The sequence below is a fragment of the Marinobacter sp. EN3 genome (assembly GCF_000475315.1).
Taxonomy (GTDB): Bacteria; Pseudomonadota; Gammaproteobacteria; order Pseudomonadales; family Oleiphilaceae; genus Marinobacter; species Marinobacter nauticus.
In genome coordinates this window covers 63,670-88,874 of sequence record NZ_AXCC01000045.1, presented here as the reverse complement: position 1 = coordinate 88,874, position 25,205 = coordinate 63,670, and the positions used below count along the sequence as shown (strand labels likewise).

Annotated in this window: 25 protein-coding genes, 1 other RNA gene and 1 pseudogene; 12 read left to right on the top strand and 15 right to left on the bottom strand. The window is 56.1% G+C overall.

Translation table 11 applies throughout. The annotated features are described in order from the left end of the window. The 10 genes and pseudogenes from Q675_RS32450 to Q675_RS37950 all read right to left on the bottom strand — a co-directional run. Positions 1-624 (bottom strand): annotated as a pseudogene (locus tag Q675_RS32450) (hypothetical protein); the annotation flags it as partial. After that, positions 617-1,324 carry a hypothetical protein gene (locus Q675_RS32445; protein WP_023011668.1) on the bottom strand — a complete coding sequence of 236 codons (708 nt, stop codon included), beginning with the start codon at positions 1,322-1,324 and terminating at the stop codon, positions 617-619. The gene Q675_RS32445 and the pseudogene Q675_RS32450, both read right to left, overlap by 8 nt. Next, positions 1,325-2,638 carry a restriction endonuclease subunit S gene (locus Q675_RS32440; RefSeq protein ID WP_023011667.1) on the bottom strand — a complete coding sequence of 438 codons (1,314 nt, stop codon included), beginning with the start codon at positions 2,636-2,638 and terminating at the stop codon, positions 1,325-1,327. 102 nt (positions 2,639-2,740) lie between these two features. After that, a complete protein-coding gene (locus Q675_RS37955; protein WP_081698876.1) occupies positions 2,741-3,187 on the bottom strand; it encodes a winged helix-turn-helix domain-containing protein in 447 nt (148 codons plus the stop codon). Positions 3,188-3,256: 69 nt separating this feature from the next. Beyond that, a complete protein-coding gene (locus Q675_RS32430; RefSeq protein ID WP_023011663.1) occupies positions 3,257-4,969 on the bottom strand; it encodes a type I restriction-modification system subunit M in 1,713 nt (570 codons plus the stop codon). A 187-nt stretch (positions 4,970-5,156) separates the two neighbouring features. Further along, the gene (locus tag Q675_RS32425; protein ID WP_011786791.1) at positions 5,157-5,498 is read right to left on the bottom strand and encodes a hypothetical protein; all 342 of its coding nucleotides are present in this window, start codon (positions 5,496-5,498) and stop codon (positions 5,157-5,159) included. 252 nt (positions 5,499-5,750) lie between these two features. Next, positions 5,751-6,815, bottom strand: coding sequence for a hypothetical protein (locus Q675_RS37750; protein ID WP_022993039.1), 1,065 nt, complete (start codon positions 6,813-6,815; stop codon positions 5,751-5,753). A gap of 319 nt (positions 6,816-7,134) precedes the next feature. Then, positions 7,135-8,196, bottom strand: a complete 1,062-nt coding sequence (locus Q675_RS32415) for a tyrosine-type recombinase/integrase (protein WP_023011662.1) — start codon at positions 8,194-8,196, stop codon at positions 7,135-7,137. Positions 8,197-8,544: 348 nt separating this feature from the next. Further along, positions 8,545-8,811: a type II toxin-antitoxin system RelE family toxin gene (locus Q675_RS0119300; protein WP_011786788.1), complete on the bottom strand. Its 267-nt coding sequence runs from the start codon at positions 8,809-8,811 to the stop codon at positions 8,545-8,547. Next, positions 8,756-9,046 carry a type II toxin-antitoxin system Phd/YefM family antitoxin gene (locus tag Q675_RS37950; protein ID WP_011786787.1) on the bottom strand — a complete coding sequence of 97 codons (291 nt, stop codon included), beginning with the start codon at positions 9,044-9,046 and terminating at the stop codon, positions 8,756-8,758. The genes Q675_RS0119300 and Q675_RS37950 overlap by 56 nt, the downstream gene beginning before the upstream one ends. Positions 9,047-9,296: 250 nt before the next feature. Here Q675_RS37950 and Q675_RS32410 point away from each other — a divergent pair, with 250 nt between their 5' ends. From Q675_RS32410 to Q675_RS32400, 3 genes are all read left to right on the top strand, one after another. Then, the gene (locus Q675_RS32410) at positions 9,297-9,698 is read left to right on the top strand and encodes a hypothetical protein (RefSeq protein ID WP_022993038.1); all 402 of its coding nucleotides are present in this window, start codon (positions 9,297-9,299) and stop codon (positions 9,696-9,698) included. Between the two features lie 187 nt (positions 9,699-9,885). Next, on the top strand, positions 9,886-10,227 hold the full coding sequence (locus Q675_RS32405) for a hypothetical protein (protein ID WP_022993037.1): 342 nt from the start codon (positions 9,886-9,888) through the stop codon (positions 10,225-10,227). Positions 10,228-10,259: 32 nt separating this feature from the next. After that, positions 10,260-10,934 carry an SOS response-associated peptidase gene (locus tag Q675_RS32400; RefSeq protein WP_011786784.1) on the top strand — a complete coding sequence of 225 codons (675 nt, stop codon included), beginning with the start codon at positions 10,260-10,262 and terminating at the stop codon, positions 10,932-10,934. A 174-nt stretch (positions 10,935-11,108) separates the two neighbouring features. Here the strand turns inward: Q675_RS32400 and ssrA are convergent. From ssrA to smpB, 3 genes are all read right to left on the bottom strand, one after another. After that, positions 11,109-11,474, bottom strand: a transfer-messenger RNA (tmRNA) gene (gene ssrA, locus Q675_RS37945). A 94-nt stretch (positions 11,475-11,568) separates the two neighbouring features. Continuing rightward, on the bottom strand, positions 11,569-12,987 hold the full coding sequence (locus Q675_RS32395) for a WS/DGAT/MGAT family O-acyltransferase (protein ID WP_031211580.1): 1,419 nt from the start codon (positions 12,985-12,987) through the stop codon (positions 11,569-11,571). Positions 12,988-13,120: 133 nt separating this feature from the next. Further along, positions 13,121-13,603, bottom strand: coding sequence for an SsrA-binding protein SmpB (smpB, locus tag Q675_RS32390; protein ID WP_011786782.1), 483 nt, complete (start codon positions 13,601-13,603; stop codon positions 13,121-13,123). A 179-nt stretch (positions 13,604-13,782) separates the two neighbouring features. Between smpB and Q675_RS32385 the strand changes: the two genes are divergently transcribed. The 3 genes from Q675_RS32385 to Q675_RS32375 are packed head-to-tail and all read left to right on the top strand — an operon-like array spanning position 13,783 to position 16,145. Continuing rightward, entirely contained in the window at positions 13,783-15,369 is a 1,587-nt protein-coding gene (locus Q675_RS32385; RefSeq protein ID WP_023011660.1) for a sodium-dependent transporter, read from the top strand. A gap of 51 nt (positions 15,370-15,420) precedes the next feature. Then, complete coding sequence (locus tag Q675_RS32380; RefSeq protein WP_014422610.1) at positions 15,421-15,867, top strand: type II toxin-antitoxin system RatA family toxin; 447 nt, start codon at positions 15,421-15,423, stop codon at positions 15,865-15,867. After that, positions 15,867-16,145, top strand: coding sequence for an RnfH family protein (locus Q675_RS32375; protein WP_014422609.1), 279 nt, complete (start codon positions 15,867-15,869; stop codon positions 16,143-16,145). Before Q675_RS32380 ends, Q675_RS32375 begins: the two co-directional genes overlap by 1 nt. Before the next feature lie 3 nt (positions 16,146-16,148). On the opposite strand, the gene Q675_RS32370 is transcribed toward Q675_RS32375, so the two are convergent. Continuing rightward, on the bottom strand, positions 16,149-16,481 hold the full coding sequence (locus tag Q675_RS32370; RefSeq protein ID WP_023011659.1) for an outer membrane protein assembly factor BamE: 333 nt from the start codon (positions 16,479-16,481) through the stop codon (positions 16,149-16,151). Between the two features lie 122 nt (positions 16,482-16,603). Between Q675_RS32370 and fur the strand changes: the two genes are divergently transcribed. Then, positions 16,604-17,023 carry a ferric iron uptake transcriptional regulator gene (fur, locus tag Q675_RS32365; protein ID WP_014422607.1) on the top strand — a complete coding sequence of 140 codons (420 nt, stop codon included), beginning with the start codon at positions 16,604-16,606 and terminating at the stop codon, positions 17,021-17,023. A 53-nt stretch (positions 17,024-17,076) separates the two neighbouring features. On the opposite strand, the gene recN is transcribed toward fur, so the two are convergent. After that, entirely contained in the window at positions 17,077-18,756 is a 1,680-nt protein-coding gene (recN, locus tag Q675_RS32360; RefSeq protein ID WP_023011658.1) for a DNA repair protein RecN, read from the bottom strand. A gap of 260 nt (positions 18,757-19,016) precedes the next feature. On the opposite strand from recN, the gene grpE reads away from it, so the two are divergent. The 5 genes from grpE to carA all read left to right on the top strand — a co-directional run bounded on the left by grpE (position 19,017) and on the right by carA (position 25,138). Then, positions 19,017-19,625, top strand: coding sequence for a nucleotide exchange factor GrpE (gene grpE / locus Q675_RS0119295; RefSeq protein ID WP_031211578.1), 609 nt, complete (start codon positions 19,017-19,019; stop codon positions 19,623-19,625). Positions 19,626-19,718: 93 nt separating this feature from the next. Continuing rightward, complete coding sequence (gene dnaK, locus Q675_RS32355; protein WP_023011656.1) at positions 19,719-21,644, top strand: molecular chaperone DnaK; 1,926 nt, start codon at positions 19,719-19,721, stop codon at positions 21,642-21,644. Positions 21,645-21,722: 78 nt separating this feature from the next. Continuing rightward, positions 21,723-22,847 (top strand): molecular chaperone DnaJ, encoded by a 1,125-nt coding sequence (gene dnaJ / locus Q675_RS32350; RefSeq protein ID WP_023011655.1) that lies wholly within the window; start codon positions 21,723-21,725, stop codon positions 22,845-22,847. Positions 22,848-22,858: 11 nt separating this feature from the next. Beyond that, positions 22,859-23,662, top strand: coding sequence for a 4-hydroxy-tetrahydrodipicolinate reductase (gene dapB, locus Q675_RS32345; RefSeq protein ID WP_023011654.1), 804 nt, complete (start codon positions 22,859-22,861; stop codon positions 23,660-23,662). Between the two features lie 345 nt (positions 23,663-24,007). After that, on the top strand, positions 24,008-25,138 hold the full coding sequence (gene carA, locus Q675_RS32340) for a glutamine-hydrolyzing carbamoyl-phosphate synthase small subunit (RefSeq protein ID WP_023011652.1): 1,131 nt from the start codon (positions 24,008-24,010) through the stop codon (positions 25,136-25,138). Positions 25,139-25,205: the final 67 nt, after the last annotated feature.

The following is a 25,205-nucleotide window of genomic DNA, read 5'->3' as shown; positions in this document are numbered from 1 at the left end:
GGGGGGGGGGATGATCTGCTCCACGTTCAGGAACAGCTCTGCACCGGCCTGGTAGGGCGTCACCTTGAAGCACTGGCAGTTGACGCCGAATTGGCTCAGCCAGAGCACGGTGTTGGTGACTTCCTTGCGGTAGTGGGCGGCCACCAGAATCAGGCGCTGGCTTTTCAGGGTATTGAGCTGCACGGATTGCAGGTCGTCGGCCTGCAGGAATTCCAGTAACACGCTCTCTGCATCGGCTGGGGTGCTGCCTTCGTTCTGGGCCTTCTGGTTCAGGTAGCGCTGGAAGATCTCCACCACCTGCTGCTTCTTCAGGTTGGCGCAGTAGCTGGCGTACTTGAGTGCCTGCCACACCACATCCCGGCCGCTGTCGTCGAGCTTGTTTTCGATGACGACCAGGTTGCCGTCCTTGTCGATGGCCAGCAGATCCAGCCGCTCGCGGGTGTCGTCGAAACCATCGAACTCCTTTTGGATGATCAGCAGTTCCTCACCATCTTCTTGGGCCAGGGCTTGCGGGTAGTTCTCCAGCCATTCTTGCAGGTGCTTGCGCTCGGTGAAGCCCAGCTCGCTGAAGCGTTTTACTTCCAGTGGGTTGATGCGGTTGGAGTGTGGATCAATTTTAAACATCCTCAGGATTTCCCTTAACCTTTCGCACCGCTCTGGAATCCAGCGTGTTGGCTTCGATTAGATTTACCAACCGACCAACTTCCGGTTTCAATGTGCCAATTTGCTTACCAACGGCGTTGACTGAGTCAACGAGTTTAAGGAGGTGGGGCTTGTTGATGAAGCCAGGCAGATTGGCATAAGGCTTTACATCGAGCAAAAAGCGGTCAGCATACTTTTTCCTGCCCCCCATGCTCTGCCATTCAATTAGGATATGGAACGGGTCAATCGGCTCGTTGGCGTTGCTTTTCCCGTTACTCTTTGGTGAGAAAAGCTGGAAACCCACTGCAAAGAATATGGATATCTTCCCGTCCTGAGGAATGGTCGCTATCGGGCCTCGGCGGTGAGAGCAATCCAGAACGAGGTCGTATTTCGCGAAGTTCTCAGGATCTCCATCAAACTGAAAGTAGACATCCTTAGCTGGCCCTTTGCCCACATTGGTGATTGCTATATTCAGTCCGCCTGTGCCGTCAGGGTGCGGCTCATAATAGGCTATTAACCTTGGCTCTGATCCGCCCTTGCGAAGTAAGCGGTTCTCTCGCCACAGGAAAACAGTCAGGACTGCAATTGCGAGAGTGGAAAATCCGCTGAGGACTGTCGCAATGTCTTTCCATGCAGCCACACTGCTGGCTTTTTGAATTACTTCGTTCAACCAATCAGTCATTCACGCGCCCACCTTTGTTGTATCTAGTTCCCCTGATAGAAGTTTGGGAAGAAGTGAGTCGCGTATAGCCGACAATGACTTTGATTGATTGCCGTGGCTCTTTGCCAGCTTTAAATATGGGGCGGCTATTCGATCAAACTCTTCGGTAAGCCTTCGCGGATAGATTAGCCACGGAAGCTCCGCCAAGGCTTTCGCATTGGCACGCTGTCGCCCGCTTGTGCCGGTCATCGATTGGATGGCATGTTGACGAAAGTTGCCATCACGGGCGATGAAGTAGGACATTGATTCAGGGTACGGCTCTTGAGATCTCATGACGATGTATTCAGTCGAGCCCCAGCCGACTTGATCGCTATCCAAGAAATCAACGTAGGCTGTTTTTCCGTTTTCAAGACACGGCGTAATTCTCGCCAACAGAGTGTCTCCGTTAACGAACTTCGTGCCACTATTCATTTCCCGCAGAACAACGTCCTCCGCCAAATGGCCAGAGGTGGGGACGTTCTTCATGTCGAGGTAGGGCGCAAGGGTTCCTTTTTTGAGCGACCTGCGTGGGTTGAATTGAACGAGCTCAGAAAGGTGATCAACACCCCACCCCTCCGGAATCTCCCCCAACTCACTATCCTGCATAGCCGACGGAAACAGCTCGGCGGTGGCGCGGAGCTCGGCGTATTGCTCGGGGTGTTCGGCCTGGAGGCGGGTTAGCTCTGCTTCACTTTTGCCGGAAATGGCCTGCATGGCGGCGAGCAGGGCATCTTCCTCGCTGCCGCCGGCTTCCAGTGCGGCGATCTTGGCTTTGACCGGCTCGAAATCGACAAACCAGCTTTTGAAGATGGCCTGGGCCATTTGTTCGAGGGTTTGGTTGATCGTATCGTTGGCCTCGATTTTATCGTCGAGGCATGAAAGTACCGAGGCTATCCGTCGCTGCTCGTCGACCGATTTGGGTACAGAGATCTCGGCCATATGAAGGTGGTTTCGGTTTACACCGGGAACTGCCGCCTTGTCGCTGTACTGGAGGTAGTCAATCGTCTTCAGAAAATAATATGTGAACCGAGGATCATTTCCTTTGAAATCGCGTACATAGAGAGTTGTATTTAGTGGCCAAAAGTCCTCTTCTATATAGAAAACGTCACCTATAGTGCCATATCGACCTGTAACTACTCCGGGACCTCGCACTTTGGCTTCACTGTGTTGATCAGATACACCAGCCGAAGAAACGAGTGGGATTGGACCGGCTGAACGACTTTTCTTGGGCAAATCATAGCCCCGCTTGAGGTCTATGAAGTCGCCAAGGCGCATCTTTACCCACTCAGAGCTCATACCCCAGCCCCCCAAGATTCCGCTTGATCTCAGCCTCCAGCCGGTCACTCTCAGCAAACTGCTCCCGCAGTTGCCCCGTCGATCCCATTGCCTGATTCCCTCTCATACCTTCACCTGCCAATAACCGCGCGTGCCGCCAATCCGTTCAATGGCGCCGGCTTCTTTCAGTTTATCGAGGTGCTTCTGAACCGCCGAGGCGTTGATGCCCAGTTTGTCGGCCAGCGCCTGACGGGAAATGGACGGGTTGTCCTGAATCAGCGCCAGCACCGCCTGCTGTCGTGCGGAAACCCGCTTTAATACTGGCAGGACTGTGTGCCTGCCAAGTGTTACAATGGCTCTCGTCTTTTCGTTCCGGAGCCGCCCCATGGTTCGTAAAAAAAACGTAGGCAAAGTATCGGTTTCGCGTACCAGCATCCTGCGAGCCGTCGCCAGCTCAAGCGCCATCGAAACCGGCGAGCGTACCGAGGTGATCGAGAAGCGGCTGAAGTCACGCAAGCGCCAGAACCGCGCGCTGACGCTGGCCTCCTGAGCCTTAATAAACACGCTCATTGTTGCCCCTCCAGAACTTCCCGAGTCAGGCGTTCAAGGTGTTGATGTCCACCGCCCCGACTGCTGGATTTAAAGCTCATAGCCCAGCCCCCCAAGATTCCGCTTGATCTCAACCTCCAGTCGGTCACTCTCAGCAAACTGCTCCCGCAGTTGGATGGTCAACCGCGCCATCTTTTCAGCAAAGGGCTCGCCATCGTCTTCCTGCTCCTGAGCCCCCACATAGCGCCCCGGCGTCAACACAAACTCATGCTTCCTGATCTCATCCAGGCTGGCGGATTTGCAGAAACCGGCGATATCCTCGTAGCCCTCGCCACGCTGCCAGGCATGGAAGGTGTCGGCGATCTTGGCGATGTCGTCGTTGGTGAAGTCTCGCAGTACCCGATCCCGCATGAAGCCCAGGTCGCGGGCGTCGATGAACAGGAATTCTTCCCGGCGGTCGCGCTTTTTCTCGTTACGCACCATGCCGTTGGCTTTGTCTTTGGTCAGGAACCAGATGCAGGCTGGGATCTGGGTGTTGGTAAACAGCTGGCCGGGCAGGGCGACCATGCATTCCACCAGGTCTTCTTCCACCAGGCGCTTGCGGATTTCGCCTTCGTTGTTGGTGTTGGAACTCATGGAGCCGTTGGCCAGCAGCAGGGCCATGCTGCCGGTGGGTGCCAGGTGGTGGAGCATGTGCTGCATCCAGCCGAAGTTGGCGTTGCCTTTGGGTGGGGTGCCGTACTTCCAGCGCACGTCGTCGGCCAGGGATTCGCTCCACCAGTCCTTGATGTTGAACGGTGGGTTGGCCATCACGAAGTCGGCGCGCAGGTCCGGGTGCTGGTCGTCCAGGAAGGTGTCGGCGTTTTTCTTGCCGAAGTTGAAGTCGATGCCCCGGATGGCCATGTTCATGGCGGCCAGCTTCCAGGTGGTGGGGTTGGATTCCTGGCCGTACACGGAGATGTGCTTCTTCTGCTCGCTGGCGTCGTAGTGCTGTTCACTGGCGTGTTCCTCAATGAACTTGTCGCTGGAGACAAAGAAGCCGCCGGAGCCCATGGCCGGGTCGTACACCCGGCCGGAATAGGGCTGCAGCATTTCCACAATCAGGGTAACGATGCTCTTGGGGGTGTAATACTGCCCGCCCTGCTTGCCTTCGGCGAGGGCGAATTGGCCCAGGAAGTATTCGTACACATGGCCGAGGATGTCTTTGCTGTGCAGGCTCAGCTTCTCGCCCTCGAACACCGGCCGGGTGAAGGAGGTGTCGGAGAAGGTGTTGATCAGGCCCAGCAGCTTGTCGTTGTCCAGCTGGTACTGGCTGATGCGGTTGAGGATGCCCTTGAGCTTGGCGTTGCTCTTCTCGATCTCTTCCAGGGCGTTGTCGATCAGCCAGGACACGGAGCGCAGCTTTACGTCGTTACCGGCATCGTCCTGCCAGAGCACAGTGCCCACGGGCAGCACGGCTTTCTCTTTCAGGGTGCTCCAGCGGGCCGGCTTGGGCACCCAGAACACGTTGGCTTCGCGGTAGTAATCTAATACTTCCAGTTCTTCCAGCAGGGCTTGCTGGTAGTCCTCGTCGCCGTCGTAACCTTCCGGCGGCAAGTAGTAGATGTCGTCGTTCTCATCCTTGAATCGTTCCAGCAATTCTTCCTGGCGCTCCTCGAAGGCATCGGAGACGTACTTCAGGAAGATCAGGCCCAGCACCACGTGCTTGTAGTTGGCGGCATCCAGGTTGGCGCGGAGCTTGTCGGCGGCTTTCCAGAGCTTGTCGTCCAGGGCTTTGAGGAATTGCTGTTCCGTGTTGTTCATTGCTCGGCTGTTCCCTATGAGAAGTTACTGCTTTCGTTCTCTGATAAAGCGTAAAGGCACGGAGCGACAGGCTGTGTCGGTTCGTGCCTTTGATTGTTCCGGAGCGTTGCGGGCAATACCGGGGTGTATTGCTTGCTAACCACTCGATATAGGGTTGTTTTACGTCAGTTGGTGGGGTTAGGCAAGGTTAAGGGGTATACATCTGGCGGAAGTACGCCAGCAGGTGAGCCCGGCTGATTACCCCTTCGGCTATGTCTTGCATATCGTCCGAGTCCAGCAGGGCTCGCAGGATTGCGGGGCTGGCCTGTAGTTGCTCGGCCATTTTCAGCAAAATGGCGTGAGGGTTCTGGTTTTTCTTTTCTGCCGGGGCTGCGGATTTGCGAAGCTCGGAAACGATCTCTGGCTTATGTTCGGCAATCCAGCGTTCGAGGGCGGGGGTGATGGCTTCTCCTGGCCAGACTGCGATTCGATCACCGGGCAGGCTCTCCGCTTGAAGGCCATGCTCGTGCAGATAGGCAAGGGCGCTCATCAGAACACTCTCCGTTCGTCGGCAGACCGGTTGGAGTTCTGGCTTTCACTTAAAGAAACTGACTGATCTGAAGTCGTAGAAGTCGTAAAGTCGTGCTGATCTCCGGATCCATGCACGATTTCAAGACATTGACGACTTTGTTCTAAAGACTTTCTCTGACCGATACGCCATTTGACCGTTGAACCGATCTTGCCAAGGCACCGGCATTCAATACCTAGCTGGCGGAGTGCAGGCGCAGCCCGCCGCATGGCATCACCAAGCCCCTTCGGCGAACCCTCCGCCAGTTGCTATCACGCACAGCGCATCCTGAATCGGTGCAGGCAGGTGACTGACGTTCTCAATGCTGATCACGTGGTTGGTTCCGCCGGTCACATAAAGGTCTTCGGCAGATTTCGGGACTGCCCGCAGGTCGGCGGCGTTTGGGTCAATCAGCCGGCGGAGCGCGGTCTGGGTGGTAGACTTCGCACAGCCTTGTTCGCCAAACATTTCCAGGATTGGAAAGGGGGTGTCTGTCCGCAGGCATTCTACTAGCCAGGCAATCACCAGGATCCGCTGATCCGGCACGATGTTGGCAATGCTCCACAGCAGGTCAATGTTGCCGCCGGGTATTGGTCGCGGAAGCGCCTGTGCACTCTCGGAGCGTGAAAACATCACCGGAGCGCTATAGATTGCCCATTTTCCGGGCATCAGGCAGATAGCATCATTCCTGCCGGGCTCAGCAAGGTCGATCCAGTGCCAGCCCTCAATGCTGGCGACTCGAATATAAACCGGGCGGCAATCCTGCATCGCTATACCCTCCAGCGTCATCCTTGCTTCACGCAGGGACTGATCCCGGACTGCCTTTTTCGTTTGCCCATAGAAAGCTGCGGTCAGCCAGTGACGAAAGGCTTTTCCCGCCAGCGGCCACACTTCACCAGAATCCATGTTCTGCGCATAGGCTACATCGTTTTCATCGTGGAATAGATCATTGGAGGCCAGGACGAATTCAACAATCAGATCGGACTGAGCCTTGCGTTCATCGTCGGCTTCTTCTCGGGTCTCCAGTTCGGGTTTTACCGGCACGGTCATGCCTTCCTGATATTCCGCCAGCACGGCCTCGCGTCCTGATTGCTGGTATACATCACTCCAGTCTTTCGCAGACTTCGGGCAGGTCCAGGTGCAGCCGGATTTTTCGCCATCCAACTTTCCCGCTTTGTCGTTATCCACGGCTGCTATTGGCACCAATGCTGGATAGTGATTTTGCAGTAGCGCCACGTTGCCGGGGATGTTCGCTTCACCGACTCCGCAGATTACGGGCAGGCCGGTTGCCTCATTCAATCGGTATCCATCAGCCAGGCCAGCGCAAACGATCACCTCGCCTTTAAGCGAGGCCAGGTCGTGGGGCTGGTAGCTTATCGGTGTGGCGGCTCCGGCTGTTGTTGAGCCTTTGGTGACGTATTTGTCGTTGGGCTTGTCGTCGGGGCTCCGCTGTACTTTCTCATCTAGGATGCGCTCGTACCCGGCGTGTGTGCCGTCTGTGAGTGAAAACAGCGTGCGGAATATCGCGTTACCTCGCCATGGTTCTGAGTGATTACCGTCTGAGTCGAAGCGGGGAAATTCGATCTGCTTTACTTCACACTTCAGATTCGGCAGTTCCTCATGCTCTGAAGCCCAGACGTTCGGTAAGAACGGTTCGGGCCATGGCCCTGAATCCGTGGGCAGACATGATGCCGTGCAGCTCCAGCCGGGTCAGGGCCGTTCTGATCGCGTTGTTGCTCATGGGCTTGGTCTTGCTATGACCGCCAGGAAACACCCACTCCCACTTGCCATTAACTTCCTGGATCTGACTCAGCAGCTCGATGGACTGGCGTGCGAGAGGCACTACCAATGGCTCTCCGTTTTTGGTGCGCTCGGTTGTCCAGGTGGCATCATCCCAATCGATTTGCTCCCACTTCATGGTGCGAAGCTCGCCGGGCCTAAGGAACAGTAGGGGCGATAGCTCCAGCGCCATGCAAACGGTTGGTGTTCCCCAGTAGGTATCGATTCGCTTGAGAAGGTCGGCTATTTCGTCTGGCTTCACTACAGCGGCGTGGTGTTTTGTTTCTGAAGCGGGGAGGATGCCGCGTATGTCTGCGGTCATATCTCGCTGCGCGCGGCCGGTGCTGACTGTGTAGCGGAATACTTGGCCAATCAGGGTTTTTACCCGTTTTGCTGTTTCTCTCCGGCCCGTTTTTGCAATATCACGCAATGGCTCCAGGATGTCAGAGGGCTCTATCTCACTGATGGGGCGACGGCCCAGCTTGGGGAAGGCGTGTTGCTCCAGGCGGCGAACGTTCCGGTTGTAGTGTTCCTCTACCACGGCTTTCTGGTGTACTTCCTTCAGCCATTCGGTTGCCACGGCCTTGAAGGTGTTGGCGGTGGCTTCTACCCGCTTGGTTTTGTGGGTAGCCCTGTGGGTAACGGGGTCGATCCCTTCAGCCAGCAGTTGCTTTGCTTCGTCGCGCTTGGCCCTGGCTTCCTTGAGTGAGGTTTGTGGGTATGCCCCGAGGGTGAGGGTTCTCTCCTTTCCGTCGTAACGATACCGGAGCCACCACACTTTCGATTCTGGCTTCACCACCAGGGTCAGCCCTCCACCGCCTGCAAGCTTGCGCTGTGCCTTGCCCTCCGTCGTGGCGTTCTTGATTGCGGTGTTGGTTAGCTTGTTGGCCGCTCTGCTCATAGCTGCCTGCTTTCATTGTGGGTATGGAAGTGGGCCAGTGTGGGTAGGCCCGATCTTTACCCACAAATTTACCCACAACGATATGCGGATTCCAGTGGAACTCGTTGGAATAATTTGGACGGCTAAAACGAGAAAAGCCCCGACTGGCGGGGCTTTTGAGGAGGTTTTGGGTTCTGGGGTATTCCGGAGAAACCTAAATTTGGTGGAGACGGCGGGAATTGAACCCGATGCCGCACCTGTTTTTACGCCCACAGAAAACCACAATAGCCCATAAAACAGTCACTTACAAAAATGGCGTTCCACACATAACCACTCAAAACCGCAGTTACGTTGACACTTTGTGGACACCTAGAAGGACTTGTAAACGGTATCTCTACGGCCAACTGTGATCACAGTGACAACCACTTTCCCATCGTCTACGTGGTAGACCAGGCGAAAGCCCTGGGATCTCAGTTTGATTTTGTAGAAATCCGAAGATCCCTTAAGTTGATGCTTCGGAATCCTCGGATTCTCCAGGCGGCGTTCCAGAATGTTCAGAAACTCTGCCTGGACAGTAGGGTTAAGCTTGTTCCACTCCTTGAGCGCTTTTTTCTTGAATTCCAGCTCGTAGCTCATTGATGCTCACCGGTATTGATTCGTCATCCATACGCTTGCGAGCCTCCTGGAGTAACCGGTAATCCTCAAGCTGCTCTTGCATCTGTTCGAATGTCTCGACAGGCACCATATAGGCTCTTGGCTTGTTGTGACTCAGGATCACAATCGGTTCGCCATTAGCCTGGTTGAGCACCTCATTTGGATTAGCCTTCAGCTCCGAAATGGTGGCCGCAAGCCTTGCAAATAGGCTTCTCATTAAACATTCCCCTGTGCCGTTATCCCTAGGTTTGGGTTTTGGCCGCTTTGTATTTCATAGTGATTTTGCGGCTTCTTGGTTGGTCGTGCTGCTCGAAGTTTTGTAGGCACAAAAAAAGTATACCAAAAAATAGACCTAAAAAAAGGGCCAAAAAAAGATCCCTGTTTTTAGCGAACGAAAGTCGAAGCTCAGTTGCTAGCTAACGATAGCTTTGGGTAGTCTTTCCAGTACCGATTCAAAGGAGTGAAAAATGTCCTGGTTTAAAATGTTCTCTGCGGTTCTGGTTGCCAATATTGTCTCCTGGGTCATCGTGACCATCATCGGGTGGCTCGTCTTCTTCGTCTTTATGGACGCCCTTGGTGATGAGTTTGAGCGCAGAATGTCCAGCGGCCCTAAAATCGAGTTTCCTCAGATAACAACGCCACCGCCACCTACGCCCCAGGAGATCCAGGCGCGTAAAGAAAGGGAGCGTCAACTGGCTGCAGACCGGAAGTGGAGAGAGCAGCAGGCACAGCAAAAACAGGCCGCTATTGCCGGAGCCCGTGAAAACTGCAATTTTTGGAGAACGCAGTATCAAAAAGACAACGACCCCAAAAGCCGAGCCTATCGGGATATGGCCTGTACGAGGCTGCAGAGCTATTTGAGGCAATGAGGGAAGGACGTAAAGCCTTAATAATCAGTTGGTTATTGAAATCTAAGGCTGTTAAAGCCCATACGCAACCTTTGGCGGTTCGACACCTTGTTGACACTTCTGTTTCATTCCTTCACAAAAGCGCGGTTGACCCAATTCCTAGATATAAAGTACTAATTAGCTACACATCTAATTACAGGATTGAGTGATGGAAAGGGTTAGCTTTGATGATTCTATGGTCGCGGCCACAAACGAACTGATCAAGAAAAAGGAGAGTTTTGAGGTCACTGGTTGCGGTGGTCGGCTGACAGAAGCTGCTACGAAAGTCGAGCAATTGATTGAATCCCAGGGACTGCGTTGTCGAATCTACACATATGGCCGGGTAGCTGCAGCTGGCGCTAGCTTTTTTGGAGGCATTACCGGCGTGCTTGGTGTTGCCTCTGCGGTTGGCATGGCTGCTCATAATGTAGCTACCTTCAACCCAGATTATGAGATCGCCAAGCATCCTATCGATAATAAGCTGACTGTAAAATACAAAAAGAAAAAGTAGTTCAGTGGGTTTCGTACACACTTGGGAGGGGTATGTGCGGCCGATTCAACGTATCCGACGACCCCATAGTCCAAGGCCTCCTGGACGAACTCGGCATACCGCTCCGGATAGAGCCCCGCGTTAACATCGCCCCCGGAGCCAAAGCCCAAATCGTCTACGAAACCCTCCAGGGCCGCATCCTGCAGGACGCCATCTGGTCACTGCTCATAGAGCGCAAACCAGACGGCACCGGTTACCGCCCCTCGCCAAAGTACAGCACCTTCAACGCCCGATCGGGCAGCCTGGGCACCAGCCCACTCTGGAAGAAGCGGTTTCACAGTCAGCGCGCCATCATACCGGCCAGCGGCTTCCATGAATGGACAGGCGAGAAAGGCCACAAACAGGGCTACAACATCCACCCGGCCGACAGCGCCATAGCCTTTGCCGGCCTGTATGAGCTGTGGGACTTCCAGGAAGAAGTGGTACCGTCGTTCACTATCATCACCCTGCCACCACACCCCAGGTTCAGTCATATCCACTCGAAAAGCATACCGCTCATGCTCAATCGGGAAGACTTCGACATGTGGCTGGACCCAAACCTGACCAACACAGACCCATTCCAGGACTTACTCAAAACCCGAATCCGGCAACCACTTCTGGTAGAACCCATAAGATCACCTGCGGCCCTGGAGCAAACCGGCCAGGCAGAACGAATTGAAACGGATTAATCACCCGCATATAAAGGGCCGACCGGGATAGTTATTGCTGAGATAGACTCTGGCTAGCAGTTTGAATCCCACAGCTTTCGAAGCACACTTTTTCTTTTGGTGGACATCCCTTTTCTTTTTAGTGGGAGAGAAACGAAAAAAGCCCCTGAAATCAGGGGCTTTTCTCTTGCAAGGTGGTGGAGACGGCGGGAATTGAACCCGCGTCCGCCAGCACTAGGCCTTGAGGTCTACATGCTTAGTGTCCTTCTATTGATTTAACCTCAAGCGACCCGAAGGTCAGGGTGCAAGAGGCGAGCTCTTTAATCTTAGCCGAACACCAGTGAGCTCTGGTGAACGGAGCAGCCTATAAGCGATGACGTCCTGGGATGTTGCTACTGAGTTATAGGCGCCTCAGCCAGGACGACTGGAACGGCTTACGCCGCCAGTGCGTAGTTTTCGTCGTTTGCGACTATTACGTTGCAGCTTTGGATTTACGAGATTCGCTGCCATCTCGGCATGCACCCAAGGGTTCGTCACCGGCGTCGAAGCCAAGTCGTCCCCTTGTTAATTCAGTATATGTGTCCGGATTGCCAGACTTCAAGGCTTCTTTGTGTAACGGCGTTACTATTTGTACCTACCGCTGGCTCTGGTGAGCCTAGGAGGCCTGGCGGAAACCGCTGGCGCCGGCTTTCTCGAGTGCAGCCTGATGCAGATTCTCGAAGCTGTCACGGAAATAATCCATCACCTCGCCCGGGTCGGCTTTGATGCCTTTGTCGACGGTTATGCCGAACTGTACCGTGCCAGCGTAACTGAAAATGCTCATGCCTATACCTATGTTGCCGCTCTGGGGGACCCAGAACATGGGTTGAACCAGTTTGCTGCCCGCCAGGTAAACCGCATGGCGTGGTCCGGGAACGTTGGTCAGAACTGCTGAAGCCTTGTTGCTGAGCAGGTCCAGTGCCCGGCGTTCGAGAATGTCCGGGCCGCGGCCAAACAGGTCCAGCAGGCTATAGGTTACCTGGGCCTGGTATGACCGTTTGAGCCGGTTCATATTTTCCTGAACCTGGCGGAAACACATGATTGGATCTGTTACCTCAACAGGCAGGCACACCAGCACCAGGCCAAACTGATTGCCGAGGGTTTCGATGGGCTGGTCCAGTGGCCTCAGGTTGAAAGGAACGGCAACCCGAATGCCGCAGTCCGGAATACTCTGGCCGTGCTCCGTAAAATGCCGGGTCAGCGCACCGGTCGCGGCGCAAAGCAATACGTCGTTGACGGTTCCGCCCAGTGTCCGCGCGCACTGTTTCACGGTTTCCAGTTCAAGGGGCTCGGCCCAGGCCACTTGTTTGCGGCCCAGCAGCGGGCTTTTCAGGCTGGTTTTCGGCTCGAAGGGGGCGAGCCCCAGCTTGGCCAGGTCCATAACAATACCGCCGGCAGTGGTGGCCAGCTTCAGCGGGTAGTCAGGCTCTTTGCGGATGGAATCCACGAACAGGTTGGCCTGTCCCCAGGCCGCCTGAGTGCTGTCTACAATCCGGTGCAGGAACCGGCTGGCGGCGGTGCCGTTGGGTTTTGTGGGTAGCTTTGGGTGTGCAACGCGCTCTAGCTTGGGTTCAGGAGTGCGATCGGTCAGCGAAAGCAGTACCCGCACTAGTGAAATGCCATCGGCAATACAGTGGTGAATCCTGATTAACAGGGCGCAGCCGTTCTCATAGTTGTCGATGTAGTGTATCTGCCAGAGTGGCCGGCGGAAATCGAGAGCGGTGCTGTTGAAATCACTGGCCAGGGCCTGAAGCTCTCGCTTGCCGGCGTTTCCCGGCAGAGCGATGGTGTGCAGGTGGTTGTCCAGATCGAACAGGGGGTCGTCTTCCCAGTAGACCTTGTCACCTTTGTCAACGATGCGTTGCCGAAAGCGCCGGAATTTCAGGAAACGTTCTTCCAGGGTGCGCTTGAGTCGCTTGAGCGGAATGGGGTGTTCAAAGGCCAGTACCGCGGAAATCATCATGGGATTTTCCGGGGTATCCATGCGTAACCAGGAGCGATCGACCGAGGTCATGGCCGTCCGTTTTGCTGACATAAGCCCTCCTATGCTCTGTACCGGAGTCCGGGCCGCCTGGTACTGCCATCGGGGCCAACTGACGAAAGGCCTAAAAGTATAGGAGGCTTTTTGAAATCAGCAAAGAGGGTGCATATGCGACACAGTTTTGGTGTCAGGTGTTGGCCTCGCGCATGATGCGCTGTTTCTGGCGGTTCCAGTCGCGTTCTTTCTCTGTTGCGCGCTTGTCGAACAGCTTCTTACCCTTCACCAGGGCGATCTCGCATTTTACCTTGTTCTTTTTCCAGTACAGGGCGAGGGGAATGCAGGTGTAACCCGCCTGATTCACCTGGCCGACAATCTTGGCGATTTCCTTGGCGTGCAGCAGCAGTTTGCGGGTGCGGGTCGGGTCCGCAATTACATGGGTAGAGGCGGTGTTCAGAGGCGTGATGTGGGAGCCCAACAGCCAGGCTTCGCCATCCTTCAGCAGCACATAGGCATCAACTAGTTGTGCCTTACCGGCACGCAACGACTTCACTTCCCAGCCAAGCAGGGCCAGGCCAGCCTCGAAGCGCTCCTCAATATGGTATTCGTGCTTCGCCTTCTTGTTCAGGGCGATGGTGTTGCTGGTTGGGGCGTTTGCTTTCTTCTTGCTCATGAATCCTGTCCGGGATCGGAAGAATGACGGTGCTGGTCTTGTCGGTACGCCAGCAAAGCGCGCATTGTAGCGCAGGAGTGCAAGAAGGGTCACGGATTCGCCGTCTGGCTCGGGTTTAGTGTCGTTCCTGCAGGCTTGCTTCGGCTACAATGATGCGCTCGTCACTGCCTGGGGAAGTAATGCTGCGCAAGTACCAGACGTCAATAGGGTCGTTTACCCGAAAATCCACCTTTTTCTGGGCTTCTGTGGGTGCCACGGTCGGCCTGGCCAATCTGTGGCAGTTTCCCTATCTGGCCAGTATCCACGGCGGCGGCTTGTTTATCTTGCTGTACCTGGCCTGTCTGCTGATTGTTACCTTGCCGCTGATGGTGACGGAGGCTGTGATTGGCCGTCATGCCCGGCATGGGATTGTGCTGGCCATGGACGGTATGGTGAAAAACGCTGGCTGCTCACCGTTCTGGCGACTGGCGGGGCCGCTTAGCATTCTTGCGGCGTTCGTGGTGCTCTCCTTTACCGCTGTTTTTGGCGGTATTGTTCTGGCTTACATCTTTTTCGGGGCAGCTGATCGTTTCGAGGGTGCTTCGGCGGCCTCAGCAACTGCTGTTCTGTCGGAGCTGGTGTCGGACCCGGGCCACTATCGGCAGTTTATGGCCTGGCATGTTTTCTTCGTGATTCTCGTGGTTGCAGTTTCTGCCCGCGGGGTGGTCAAGGGCCTGGAGCGATCGATGCGCATGATCGTACCCTGCACCCTGCTGTTGATGTTGGTGCTGTTCGGGCTGGCAGCAATGCGGGGGAGCTTGCAGTCCGGGATAGATCACGTTCTGGTGATGCGGCCGGAACAGGTAACAGCGGCCAGTATCAAGGCAGCGTTCTTCCATGCTTTTTATACCTTGGGTCTCGGAATGGGGGTGTGGGCAATATTTGGCGCCTATTCCACCAGCCATACCCGCCTGAAACGCTCAATACTGGCTGTGGTGTTGATGGACACCCTGGTCGCCATCATGGCCGGATTGATGATGTTTTCAGTTGCAGCGGACGGTAGCAGCCTGGAGGGGGAGCGGGGTTTCAGCCTGCTTTTTGTTTCGCTGCCGGTCGCGCTATCCGGCTTACCCTACAGTCAGGTGGTGATCGCGTCGGTTTTCCTGCTGGTGGTGCTGATTGTCTGGGCGACGGGGTTGTCTCTGCTCGAACCGGTGGTGGGATGGTTCCGGGAGTGGACCGGGGCGCCTCGGGGCTGGTCTGCGGTCATTGTCGGGCTTGCAGTCTGGTTCGCCGGGCTGGCTTCCCTGTTCTCCTTCAATCTGTGGGCCGATTACCGCATAGGCGGTGCCACTGTATTTCGATGGCTGGAACTGGCCGCCGGTGGCATTGTGATACCGGCGGTGGCTATTCTCATTGCCACATTTGCCGGCTGGTGTATCACCCGGCGCTTCGCGGCAACCATTCTGGGCAATGCGCCGGTTGTGTTCCGGAGAATCTGGTTCTGGGTCATGCGCCTGGTGCTTCCTGTTGTGGCGGCCTGGATCGGACTACAGTACACGCTTTTCTCACTCGGCAACCTGTGTGACAACGGCAGTGCTGCTATCTGGTGTCAGCAACCTACAGCGTCTGCTGAGGCGCGGAACAGGGCGCCTGAAGACAGCCCGGTTGAGGAAGATGTACCTCCGAAGACACCCGAAGAGGCCGTGCTGCCCGCGGAAAACGGGCAGCCCGAACCAGATGAAAATGCCCCCAAAGAGGGCGATATCCTTTATCATAGTGTCTGACTGGCCCGGCAGGGCTGGAACGAAGTCTGAAACGCAGGAAATCCGGTTTACATGGCACATCAGATCGACAAGACCGCATTGGTTATGCACTCGGCGGAGCGTATGTTCCACCTGGTCAATGACGTTGCCCGTTACCCTGAGTTCTTACCCTGGTGTGCCGGGGCAGAAGTCCACGAACAGAACGACGCTGAAATCATGGCTTCACTGGATATTTCCAAAGGGGGCGTTCGCCACCGGCTGACCACACGAAACCAGTTGTTAATGCCAGAGACCATTGAAATGAAACTCGTGGACGGCCCGCTCAGAAATCTTACCGGGCGCTGGCACTTTCGGGCTCTGGACGATAACGCCTGCAAAGTAATCCTGACCCTGGAGTTTGAATTTTCAGGTTCGCTTTCACGAATGACCTTCGGCCCGGTATTTAATCAGGCGGCCAATACCATGGTGGATGCTTTCTGTCGTCGCGCAGATGAGGTTTATCGCGGAGGGATCGTGTGATGGAAGTGGAAGTGGCCTATGCCCGCCCGGACAAGCAGCAGATTGTGCCCGTGGTGGTGCCTCCGGGCACTACAGCCCTTGAAGCCGTGAAGCTCTCCAGGATTACCGAGATCTTTCCGGAGATTGATCCGGACGCTATCGATATGGGGGTGTTTGGCAAAGTGGTGAAGAACCCGGCCGAGCATGCTCTGAGAGAAGGCGACCGGGTGGAACTATACCGCCCACTCAAGATTGATCCCAAGCAGGCTCGCCTGAACCGGGCTAAAAAGAAAGCGTAAGCGCTAGTAGGCTGGCGTTTCTTCCAGGAGCTGGGCTTCGTAGTGGCTCAGCTGATCATTCTCGTAGTAAACGATGATGCGCTGTTCTTCGATCTCGTTGCCCCGGCGCTGAAAGGTGTAAACATAGTATTCCCGGGACGGGTCGACGGGGTTCAGCATCAACGGGCTTCCCAGCAGCGCGTGAACCTGACTTCTGGGCATGCCTTCGGACAGCTCCTTCAGCTCCTCATCGGTGACAATGTTGCCCTGCTGGACATTGATTTTGTAAACGCCCGGAAAAACACAGCCGGACAAGGATAAAATGCTAATAAGAACGATAGCGGGGAGCTTTTGCATCGCCGGGGGAAATCCTCTATCTTGAATTCGCCTGCGTTGAGCAGGTGTGAAACGGGTCATCCGTTGTACTGCGGCTTTATCATACCGGAAGCCGTGAGGCACACCAAAGAGCGAATGGTAACATGTCATCTGAAAACGCCGAATTACGAAAAGTCGGTCTGAAGGTTACTCTGCCAAGGGTCAAGATCTTCAATATCCTTGAGAATGCTGAAGAACATCACCTGAGTGCTGAAGACGTTTATAAAAAGCTGCTGGACCAGGGCGATGACGTGGGCCTGGCGACAGTCTACCGGGTGCTGACCCAGTTCGAAGCTGCAGGCCTCGTGTTACGTCATAATTTCGAAGGCGGTCACGCGGTGTTCGAGATGGCCGGTGATGATCATCACGACCACATGGTTTGCACCCAGACTGGCGAAGTTGTTGAGTTCGTCGATGAGGTTATCGAGGAGCGCCAGCAGAAGATTGCGGCAGAGCACGGCTATGAGATTGTCGATCACAGCCTGATCCTTTACGTGAAGCCACTGAAGTCCGATAAGAAGTAAAAAAAGGGCCAGCGACAAGGCTGGCCCAGAAGCTCTCCGAAACGAGAGGGGGATTAGTGATGGGTTGCCTGGCCCTTTACAAACATCTCCCGGGCATGGGCTATGGTCTGTTCTGTCATGTCCACTCCGCCAAGCATCCTTGCAACTTCGCTGATCCGGCCCTGGTCATCCAGGGATTCGATGCGTGAATAGGTCGCGTCTTTCTCGGTAAATTTGCTGACGAACAAATGCTGATGGCACTGGGCCGCCACCTGCGGCAGGTGCGTGACGCACAGTACCTGGCCATTCTCGCCGAGTGATCTCAGCAGGCGGCCTACGACCTCCGCGGTGCCGCCACCGATGCCGACATCCACCTCATCGAACACCAAAGTTGGTGTGGTGGAGGTTTGTGCCACAACCACCTGAATGGCCAGGCTTATGCGGGAAAGTTCACCGCCGGAAGCCACCTTGGCCAACGATCGGGCGGGTTGGCCCGGGTTGGCACTTACCAGGAATTCCACCTCTTCCATGCCGTGAGGGGCAGGTTCGTCATCACTGTTCCGGCTCAGGTGGCTGACAAACTGCACCGATGGCATGCTCAATTGTGCCAACTCCCGGGCGATTCGCTGGTCGAGCTCCATGGCGGCATTCCGGCGTGTTTCTGTCAGCTTGGTGGCCAGGGCGTCAAACCGTGCCCGCAGGTTTTCCAGCTCGGCCTGAAGTTGTTCCAGGCTGCCTTCGCCGCCATCCAGTTCGGCCAGCTCCTGGCTCAGGCGTTGATGCAACTCCGGCAACTCCTCCGGGGTGATCCGGTGTTTGCGCGCCATCTGATAAATGGCGCTGAGCCGTTCTTCCACTTCGTTCAGTCGGACCGGGTCGGCTTCGTAGTCGTCTACGAAGCGGCGCAGGTTGTCGCCGGCTTCTGAAATCTGAATCTGTGCTTCGTTCAGCATCTGGATGGTGTCGGTCAGTGCCGGGACATCAACCGGCAGTTGCTCCAGTTGGTGCAGTGCCTGGCGCACCAGGTCTGCGGCCGAAACCTCATCTTCAGTGCATAGCAGGGCGGCCTGGTGGCTGCTGTGAAGTACGGCGTCGGCCTGGCTGAGCTGTGCCTGTTCGGCTTCCAGGGTTGTCTGTTCGTCCTCGCCCAGCGCCAACCTGTCCAGCTCTTCCACCTGATAGCGCAGCAGCTGTAAACGGGCCTCGGCCTCATCAGCATTGTGCTGGCGTTGCTGTAGTTTCTGACGCGTCTGGTGCCAGGCTTTCCATGCAGATCGGGTTTCGTCGGCCAGGCTTTCCGCGCCGGCGAACTCGTCCAGCAGCTTTCGGTGGGTTTCCTTGCGCAGCAGGGATTGATGCTGGTGCTGACTGTGGATATCCATCAGCAGGCCGCCCAGTTCTTTCAATTGTGACAGCGGGCAGGGCTGGCCATTAATGAATGCCTTGGAGCGGCCGTCCTTGCTGATGGTCCGGCGCAGGATGCAATCGTCCTTGTCGTCCAGCTCATGGCTGTCCAGCCAGGACCGGGCTTCGGGGATGCGGGATATATCGAAGCTGGCGGTAATGTCGGCACGCTTGGCGCCATGGCGAACAGCGCCGGCATCGGCCCGGCCTCCCATGGCCAGGCCAAGGGCATCAAGCACAATCGACTTGCCGGCGCCGGTTTCCCCAGTCAGGGCTGTCATACCGCGGTTGAACTGGAGTTCAACCCTTTCTGCAATGGCGTAGTTCGATACCGTGAGTTGTGTGAGCATGCCGCAACCTCCGCTCGTTCTTGAGCAAGTAATAACTCTGACCACTGTTCGTTCATACAGTTGCTGTGAATATATACAGGGTTTTTCCGGTTTGCAAACAGGAAATGATGAAAACATCAAAGATTGCGTGGGTGACGGTTGAAACCCGGGAAGCGGGCCCCATATCGGTTCGCAAAGCGATTCTTTCCTGCTTTCTGCACAAGCGGGAGTGGTTATTTCTGCAGGCCTCCGTGGCCGTGAAAACGTTATCAGGAGTTGTCATGAGTGCTGACGAAAAGCGCAACGAACAGGTAGAAGAACGCAACGAGGCAGCAGAAGCTGCGGCGGAAGAGCAGGCTGCAGGTAACCAGGATGCCGAGCAGTCACCGGAGCAGGGCTCCGAGCTGGATGTGCTGCAGCAGAAACTGCAGGAGTACCAGGAGCAGGCCTTGCGGGCACAGGCGGAGATGCAGAATGTCCGTCGCCGGGCCGAGATTGATGTGGAAAAAGCTCACAAGTTTGCGCTCGAGAAGTTTGTGAAAGAGCTGTTGCCGGTGGCCGACAGTCTGGAGAAGGCGGTCGAAAGCACCGAGGGTCACGAAAACGCAGGCGAGCTGGTTGCGTCCATTCGCGAAGGTGTGGAAATGACCCTGACGCTGTTCATGAACAGCCTGAAGAAATTCAACGTTGAACAGCTCAACCCGGTGGGTGAGCCGTTCGATCCGCAGCAGCACGAAGCCATGTCCATGGTGCCGGCGCCGGATGCCGAGCCTAACAGCGTGGTTGCGGTTGTGCAGAAAGGTTATCTGCTTAATGGCCGGGTAGTTCGTCCGGCGATGGTCGTAGTGGCCAAGGCAGAAGATGCGCCAAAAATCGACGAGCAGGCTTGAAAAGTCGAGCGGAGCGCCAATATAGCGATTAAACAGCAAAGGCCGGGGTAGGCATTCTCCGGAACAGCATTCAGAAAGATTTGGAGTGATTCGATGAGCAAGATTATTGGTATCGACCTGGGAACCACAAACTCCTGTGTGGCCATCATGGATGGCGACAAGGTAAAGGTAATTGAAAACGCAGAGGGTGATCGCACCACCCCGTCCATCATCGCCTACACCGATGACAACGAGACTCTGGTTGGCCAGTCGGCCAAGCGTCAGGCGGTGACCAACCCGCACAACACTCTGTACGCCATCAAGCGTCTGATTGGTCGTCGTTTTGAAGATGACGTGGTTCAGAAAGACATCAAGATGGTGCCCTATAAAATCGCCAAGGCAGACAACGGTGACGCCTGGGTTGAGGTAAAGGGTCAGAAAATGGCGCCGCCGCAGGTGTCTGCAGAAGTTCTGAAGAAAATGAAGAAGACTGCAGAAGACTACCTGGGTGAAAAGGTAACCGAAGCGGTGATCACCGTGCCTGCGTACTTCAATGACAGCCAGCGCCAGGCGACCAAAGATGCTGGCAAGATTGCTGGTCTGGAAGTGAAGCGGATCATCAACGAGCCAACTGCTGCGGCCCTGGCTTATGGCCTGGACAAGAAGAGCGGTGATCGTACTGTTGCTGTGTACGACCTGGGTGGTGGTACTTTCGATCTGTCCATCATCGAAATTGCGGACGTAGACGGCGAGCACCAGTTCGAAGTGCTGGCCACCAACGGTGACACCTTCCTGGGCGGTGAAGATTTCGACCTGAAAGTGATTGAATACCTGGCCGACCAGTTCAAGAAAGACAGCGGCATCGATCTTCGCGGCGACTCTCTGGCCATGCAGCGTCTGAAAGAAGCGGCGGAGAAGGCCAAGATCGAGCTGTCCAGCAGCCAGCAGACCGACGTAAACCTGCCGTACATCACTGCAGATGCGTCTGGTCCCAAGCACATGAACGTGAAGCTGACCCGTGCCAAGCTGGAATCGCTGGTGGAAGACCTGGTTCAGCGCAGTCTGGAGCCCTGTAAGGTGGCTCTTCAGGATGCGGGCATGAAGGCCGGTGAAATCGACGAGGTTATTCTGGTCGGTGGTCAGACCCGTATGCCGCTGGTGCAGGAGAAAGTAAAAGAGTTCTTCGGCAAAGAGCCGCGTAAAGACGTGAACCCGGACGAGGCCGTCGCCATGGGTGCAGCGATTCAGGGCGCGGTACTGTCTGGCGACGTGAAAGACGTACTGCTGCTGGACGTAACCCCGCTGACCCTGGGTATCGAAACCATGGGTGGCGTGGCCACTCCGCTGATCGAGAAGAACACCACGATTCCGACCAAGAAATCGCAGACCTTCTCTACAGCGGATGACAACCAGACTGCAGTGACCATTCATGTGGTTCAGGGTGAGCGTAAGCAGGCGGCACAGAACAAGTCTCTGGGTCGTTTCGATCTGGCCGACATTCCGCCGGCACCGCGCGGTGTGCCGCAGATCGAAGTAACCTTCGATATTGATGCCAACGGTATCCTGAACGTGTCTGCCAAAGACAAGGCGACCGGCAAGGAACAGTCCATCGTGATCAAGGCCTCTTCTGGTCTGAACGATGACGAGATCGAGAAGATGGTTCGCGATGCCGAGGCCAATGCCGAGGAAGATCGCAAGTTCGAGGAGCTTGTCCAGGCCCGTAACCAGGGTGATGCCATGGTACACGCCGTGCGCAAGACCTTGAGTGAAGCCGGTGACAAGGTCTCCGACAGCGAGAAGGAGTCCATCGAGGCCGCCATTAAGGATCTGGAAGAGGCCCTCGAGGGTTCTGACAAGGAAGCGATCGAAGCCAAGACTCAGAAGCTGACCGAAGTGTCCTCTGAGCTGGCTCAGAAGATGTACGCGGATCAGGCCGACCAGGCTCAGCAGGCCGGTGGCCAGGAAGAAGGTCAGGCCAAGAGTGCTGACGACGCCGTCGATGCCGAGTTCGAGGAAGTCAAAGACGACGACAAGAAGTAATTCCGAGGTACATCAAGTAGTTGGGGAAACGCGGGCCGGGCTCGCGTTTTCCTCGTTATAAAAACAGGGTTTTGAAGCATGGCCAAGCGCGATTATTACGAAGTACTCGGGATCTCCCGGGATGCGGACGAAAAGGAAATTAAGCGGGCGTATCGAAAGCTCGCGATGAAGTACCACCCGGACCGTAACCCGGATGACAAAGATGCCGAGAACAAATTCAAAGAGGCCAGCGAAGCCTACGAAATCCTGGCGGACTCCAGTAAGCGCGCCGCCTACGACCAGTTTGGTCATGCCGGCGTAGACGGTCAGGCTGGCGGCGGCTTTGGTGGCGGTGGCGCCAGCTTCTCCGACATCTTTGGTGATGTGTTCGGTGACATCTTCGGTGGTGGTGGCCGTGGCCGAACCACCCGCGGTGCAGATCTTCGCTACACCCTGGAGCTGGATCTGGAAGAGGCCGTTAAGGGCAAAACCGTCAAGATCAACATCCCTGGCCATAAAGAATGTGAAGCCTGTGACGGCAGTGGCGCTGAAAAAGGCTCTCGCCCGGAAAGCTGTGGCACCTGCCAGGGCATGGGCCAGGTCCGGATGCAGCAAGGCTTCTTCACCGTACAGCAAGCCTGTCCTACCTGTCGTGGCTCCGGCCAGATCATCAAGAACCCGTGTAAGAGCTGCCATGGCCAGGGTCGGGTGCGCCAGGAGAAAACCCTCTCGGTCAAGGTGCCGCCAGGTGTTGATACTGGCGACCGTATTCGCCTGTCCGGCGAAGGTGAGATGGGTGTAGACGGAGGGCCTCCTGGAGACCTTTATGTACAGGTCGCCGTTCGTGAGCATTCCATTTTCACCCGTGACGGTCGCAATCTTTACTGCGAAGTGCCCATCAGCATCGTCGACGCCACCCTCGGTGGCGAGCTGGAAGTACCAACGCTGGATGGTCGGGTAAAGCTCAAGATTCCGCCTGAGACCCAGACCGGCAAACTGTTCCGTCTGCGCAACAAAGGCGTCAGCCCGGTCCGCGGTGGCCCGGCCGGTGATTTGTTGTGCCGGGTGATTGTGGAAACGCCGGTGAACCTCACCAAACGCCAGAAAGAACTGCTGGAAGAATTCCAGCAAACCCTGGATGGTAACAACGGAACTCATCATGCCCCCAAGAAAACCTCATGGTTTGAGGGTGTGAAAAACTTCTTCGACGAAATGAAATTCTGAGGGTAGAGCAGATGAGGGTAGCGATCATCGGCGCCGCCGGGCGCATGGGTAAAGTGCTGATCGAAGCTGTCGACGGTACCGAAGGCCTTGAGCTCGGCGCTGCCATCGTCGAGCCGGGCAGCAGTCTGATTGGCGCCGACGCCGGTGAAATGACCGGCATCGGCAAAACCGGCGTAAAAATGGCCGCCAGCCTGGACGACGTCAAAGACGACTTCGACGTACTGGTGGACTTCACCTTCCCGGACCTGACCCTGGAAAACGCGAAGTTTTGCAGCGCTAACGGCAAAATGCTCGTGATCGGTACCACCGGCATGACCGACGCCGAAAAAGAGCAACTGGCCCTGGCCGCCGAAAACACTCCGGTCGTTTTTGCGCCCAACATGAGCGTGGGCGTCAATGTCGTCCTCAACCTGCTGCGCACCGCCGCCGCAACCTTGGGTGATGACTACGACGTGGAAATCATCGAAGCCCACCACCGCCACAAAAAAGACGCCCCCTCGGGCACAGCCCTGCGTATGGGTGAAGTGGTGGCTGATGCTCTCGGTCGCGACCTGAAAGAATGTGCGGTCTATGGCCGCGAAGGCTTCACCGGCGAACGCACCCGCAAGGAAATCGGCTTCGAGACCATCCGCGCCGGCGATGTGGTGGGTGACCACACCGTTCTGTTCGCCACCGAGGGCGAGCGCATTGAGATTACCCACAAGGCGAGCAGCCGGATGACGTTTGCTAAAGGCGCCATGCGTGCGGCGTTGTGGCTGAAGGGTAAGGCGGCAGGTCTTTACGACATGCAGGATGTTCTGAACCTGAAAAGTTGAGGTTGAGCTACATACTCAGAGGCTGCGGGAGCAGGGCACCTTCCCGAAAATTTCGAAGGCCATGGATGGCCGGAGAGAAGCGCACATGGAAGTGCTTGTAGCGGTTTTCGGGAAGGTGCCCTGCTTCCGTGGCCGGAGTTTGCGTCAGGCCGAGAGCAATTCGGCGTGGACAAAAAACGCCAAAATCGCTTACAATAAGGCGATTTGACTGCACCAAGCGTACCTTTGAAAAGTTTATAAAAGCGGGACCGGGTTTTTACCTTGTCTCGCTTTTTTGCAACCTGAGATTATGCGCTTGCGTTCCTGTTCGTGACGAACTTACGCCACTCGATGAGGATACAAGCCTTGAGCACACCAGCAATCCTTGCACTCGCAGACGGAAGCCTCTTCTACGGCACCGCCATCGGCGCAGACGGAGAAACCAGCGGCGAGGTAGTTTTCAACACTGCCATGACCGGCTACCAGGAAATCCTGACCGATCCGTCCTACTCCCGCCAGATCGTTACCCTGACGTATCCGCACATTGGCAACACCGGTGTTAACGAAGAAGACGTAGAATCCGACCGCATCCAGGCCGCTGGCCTGATCATCCGGGATCTGCCCCTGCTCGCCAGCAGCTGGCGAAACAAGGGTAGCCTTGATGACTACCTGCGAAGCAACAACATTGTTGGCATTGCGGACATCGACACCCGCCGACTGACCCGCATCCTCCGGGACAAGGGCTCCCAGCATGGGGCCATCGTCGCTGGTGAAAACGCCACTGCCGAACGCGCACTGGAACTGGCTAACGCCTTTCCCGGCCTCAAAGGCATGGACCTGGCCAAAGAAGTCACCTGCAGCGAAGCCTACCAGTGGAACCAGGCCGAGTGGGATCTGGTAAACGGCTACAGTGACCGCTCCGAAGACAGGTTCAAGGTGGTGGCCTGGGATTACGGCGTAAAATACAACATTCTGCGGATGCTCGCGGCCCGCGGTTGCGAGATCACCGTCGTGCCTGCGCAAACCCCGGCCTCTGATGTACTGGCGATGAACCCCGATGGCATCTTCCTGTCCAACGGCCCGGGCGACCCCGAGCCCTGCGACTATGCTATCAAGGCCATTCAGGAAGTGCTGGAAACCGAGATTCCGGTATTCGGCATCTGCCTGGGCCACCAGCTACTGGCCCTGGCCAGTGGTGCAAAAACCATGAAAATGGGCCACGGCCACCACGGTGCCAACCATCCGGTGCAGGACATTGCCAAAGGCACTGTGATGATTACCAGTCAGAACCACGGCTTTGCTGTGGATGAAACAACCCTGCCCGCCAACGTGGAAGCGACTCACAAATCGCTGTTTGACGGCACTCTGCAGGGCATTCGCCGCACCGATAAGCCGGCCTACAGCTTCCAGGGTCACCCGGAAGCCAGCCCGGGGCCCCATGATGTGGCTCCGCTGTTTGACGAGTTTATCCAGCTGATGGAAGCGCGATCTGCCTGAGGGCAAGGCCATCAACGATAGCTCACCGGCGCTGAATACCGCGCTGCAAGAATTCAAAAGTTGCTGA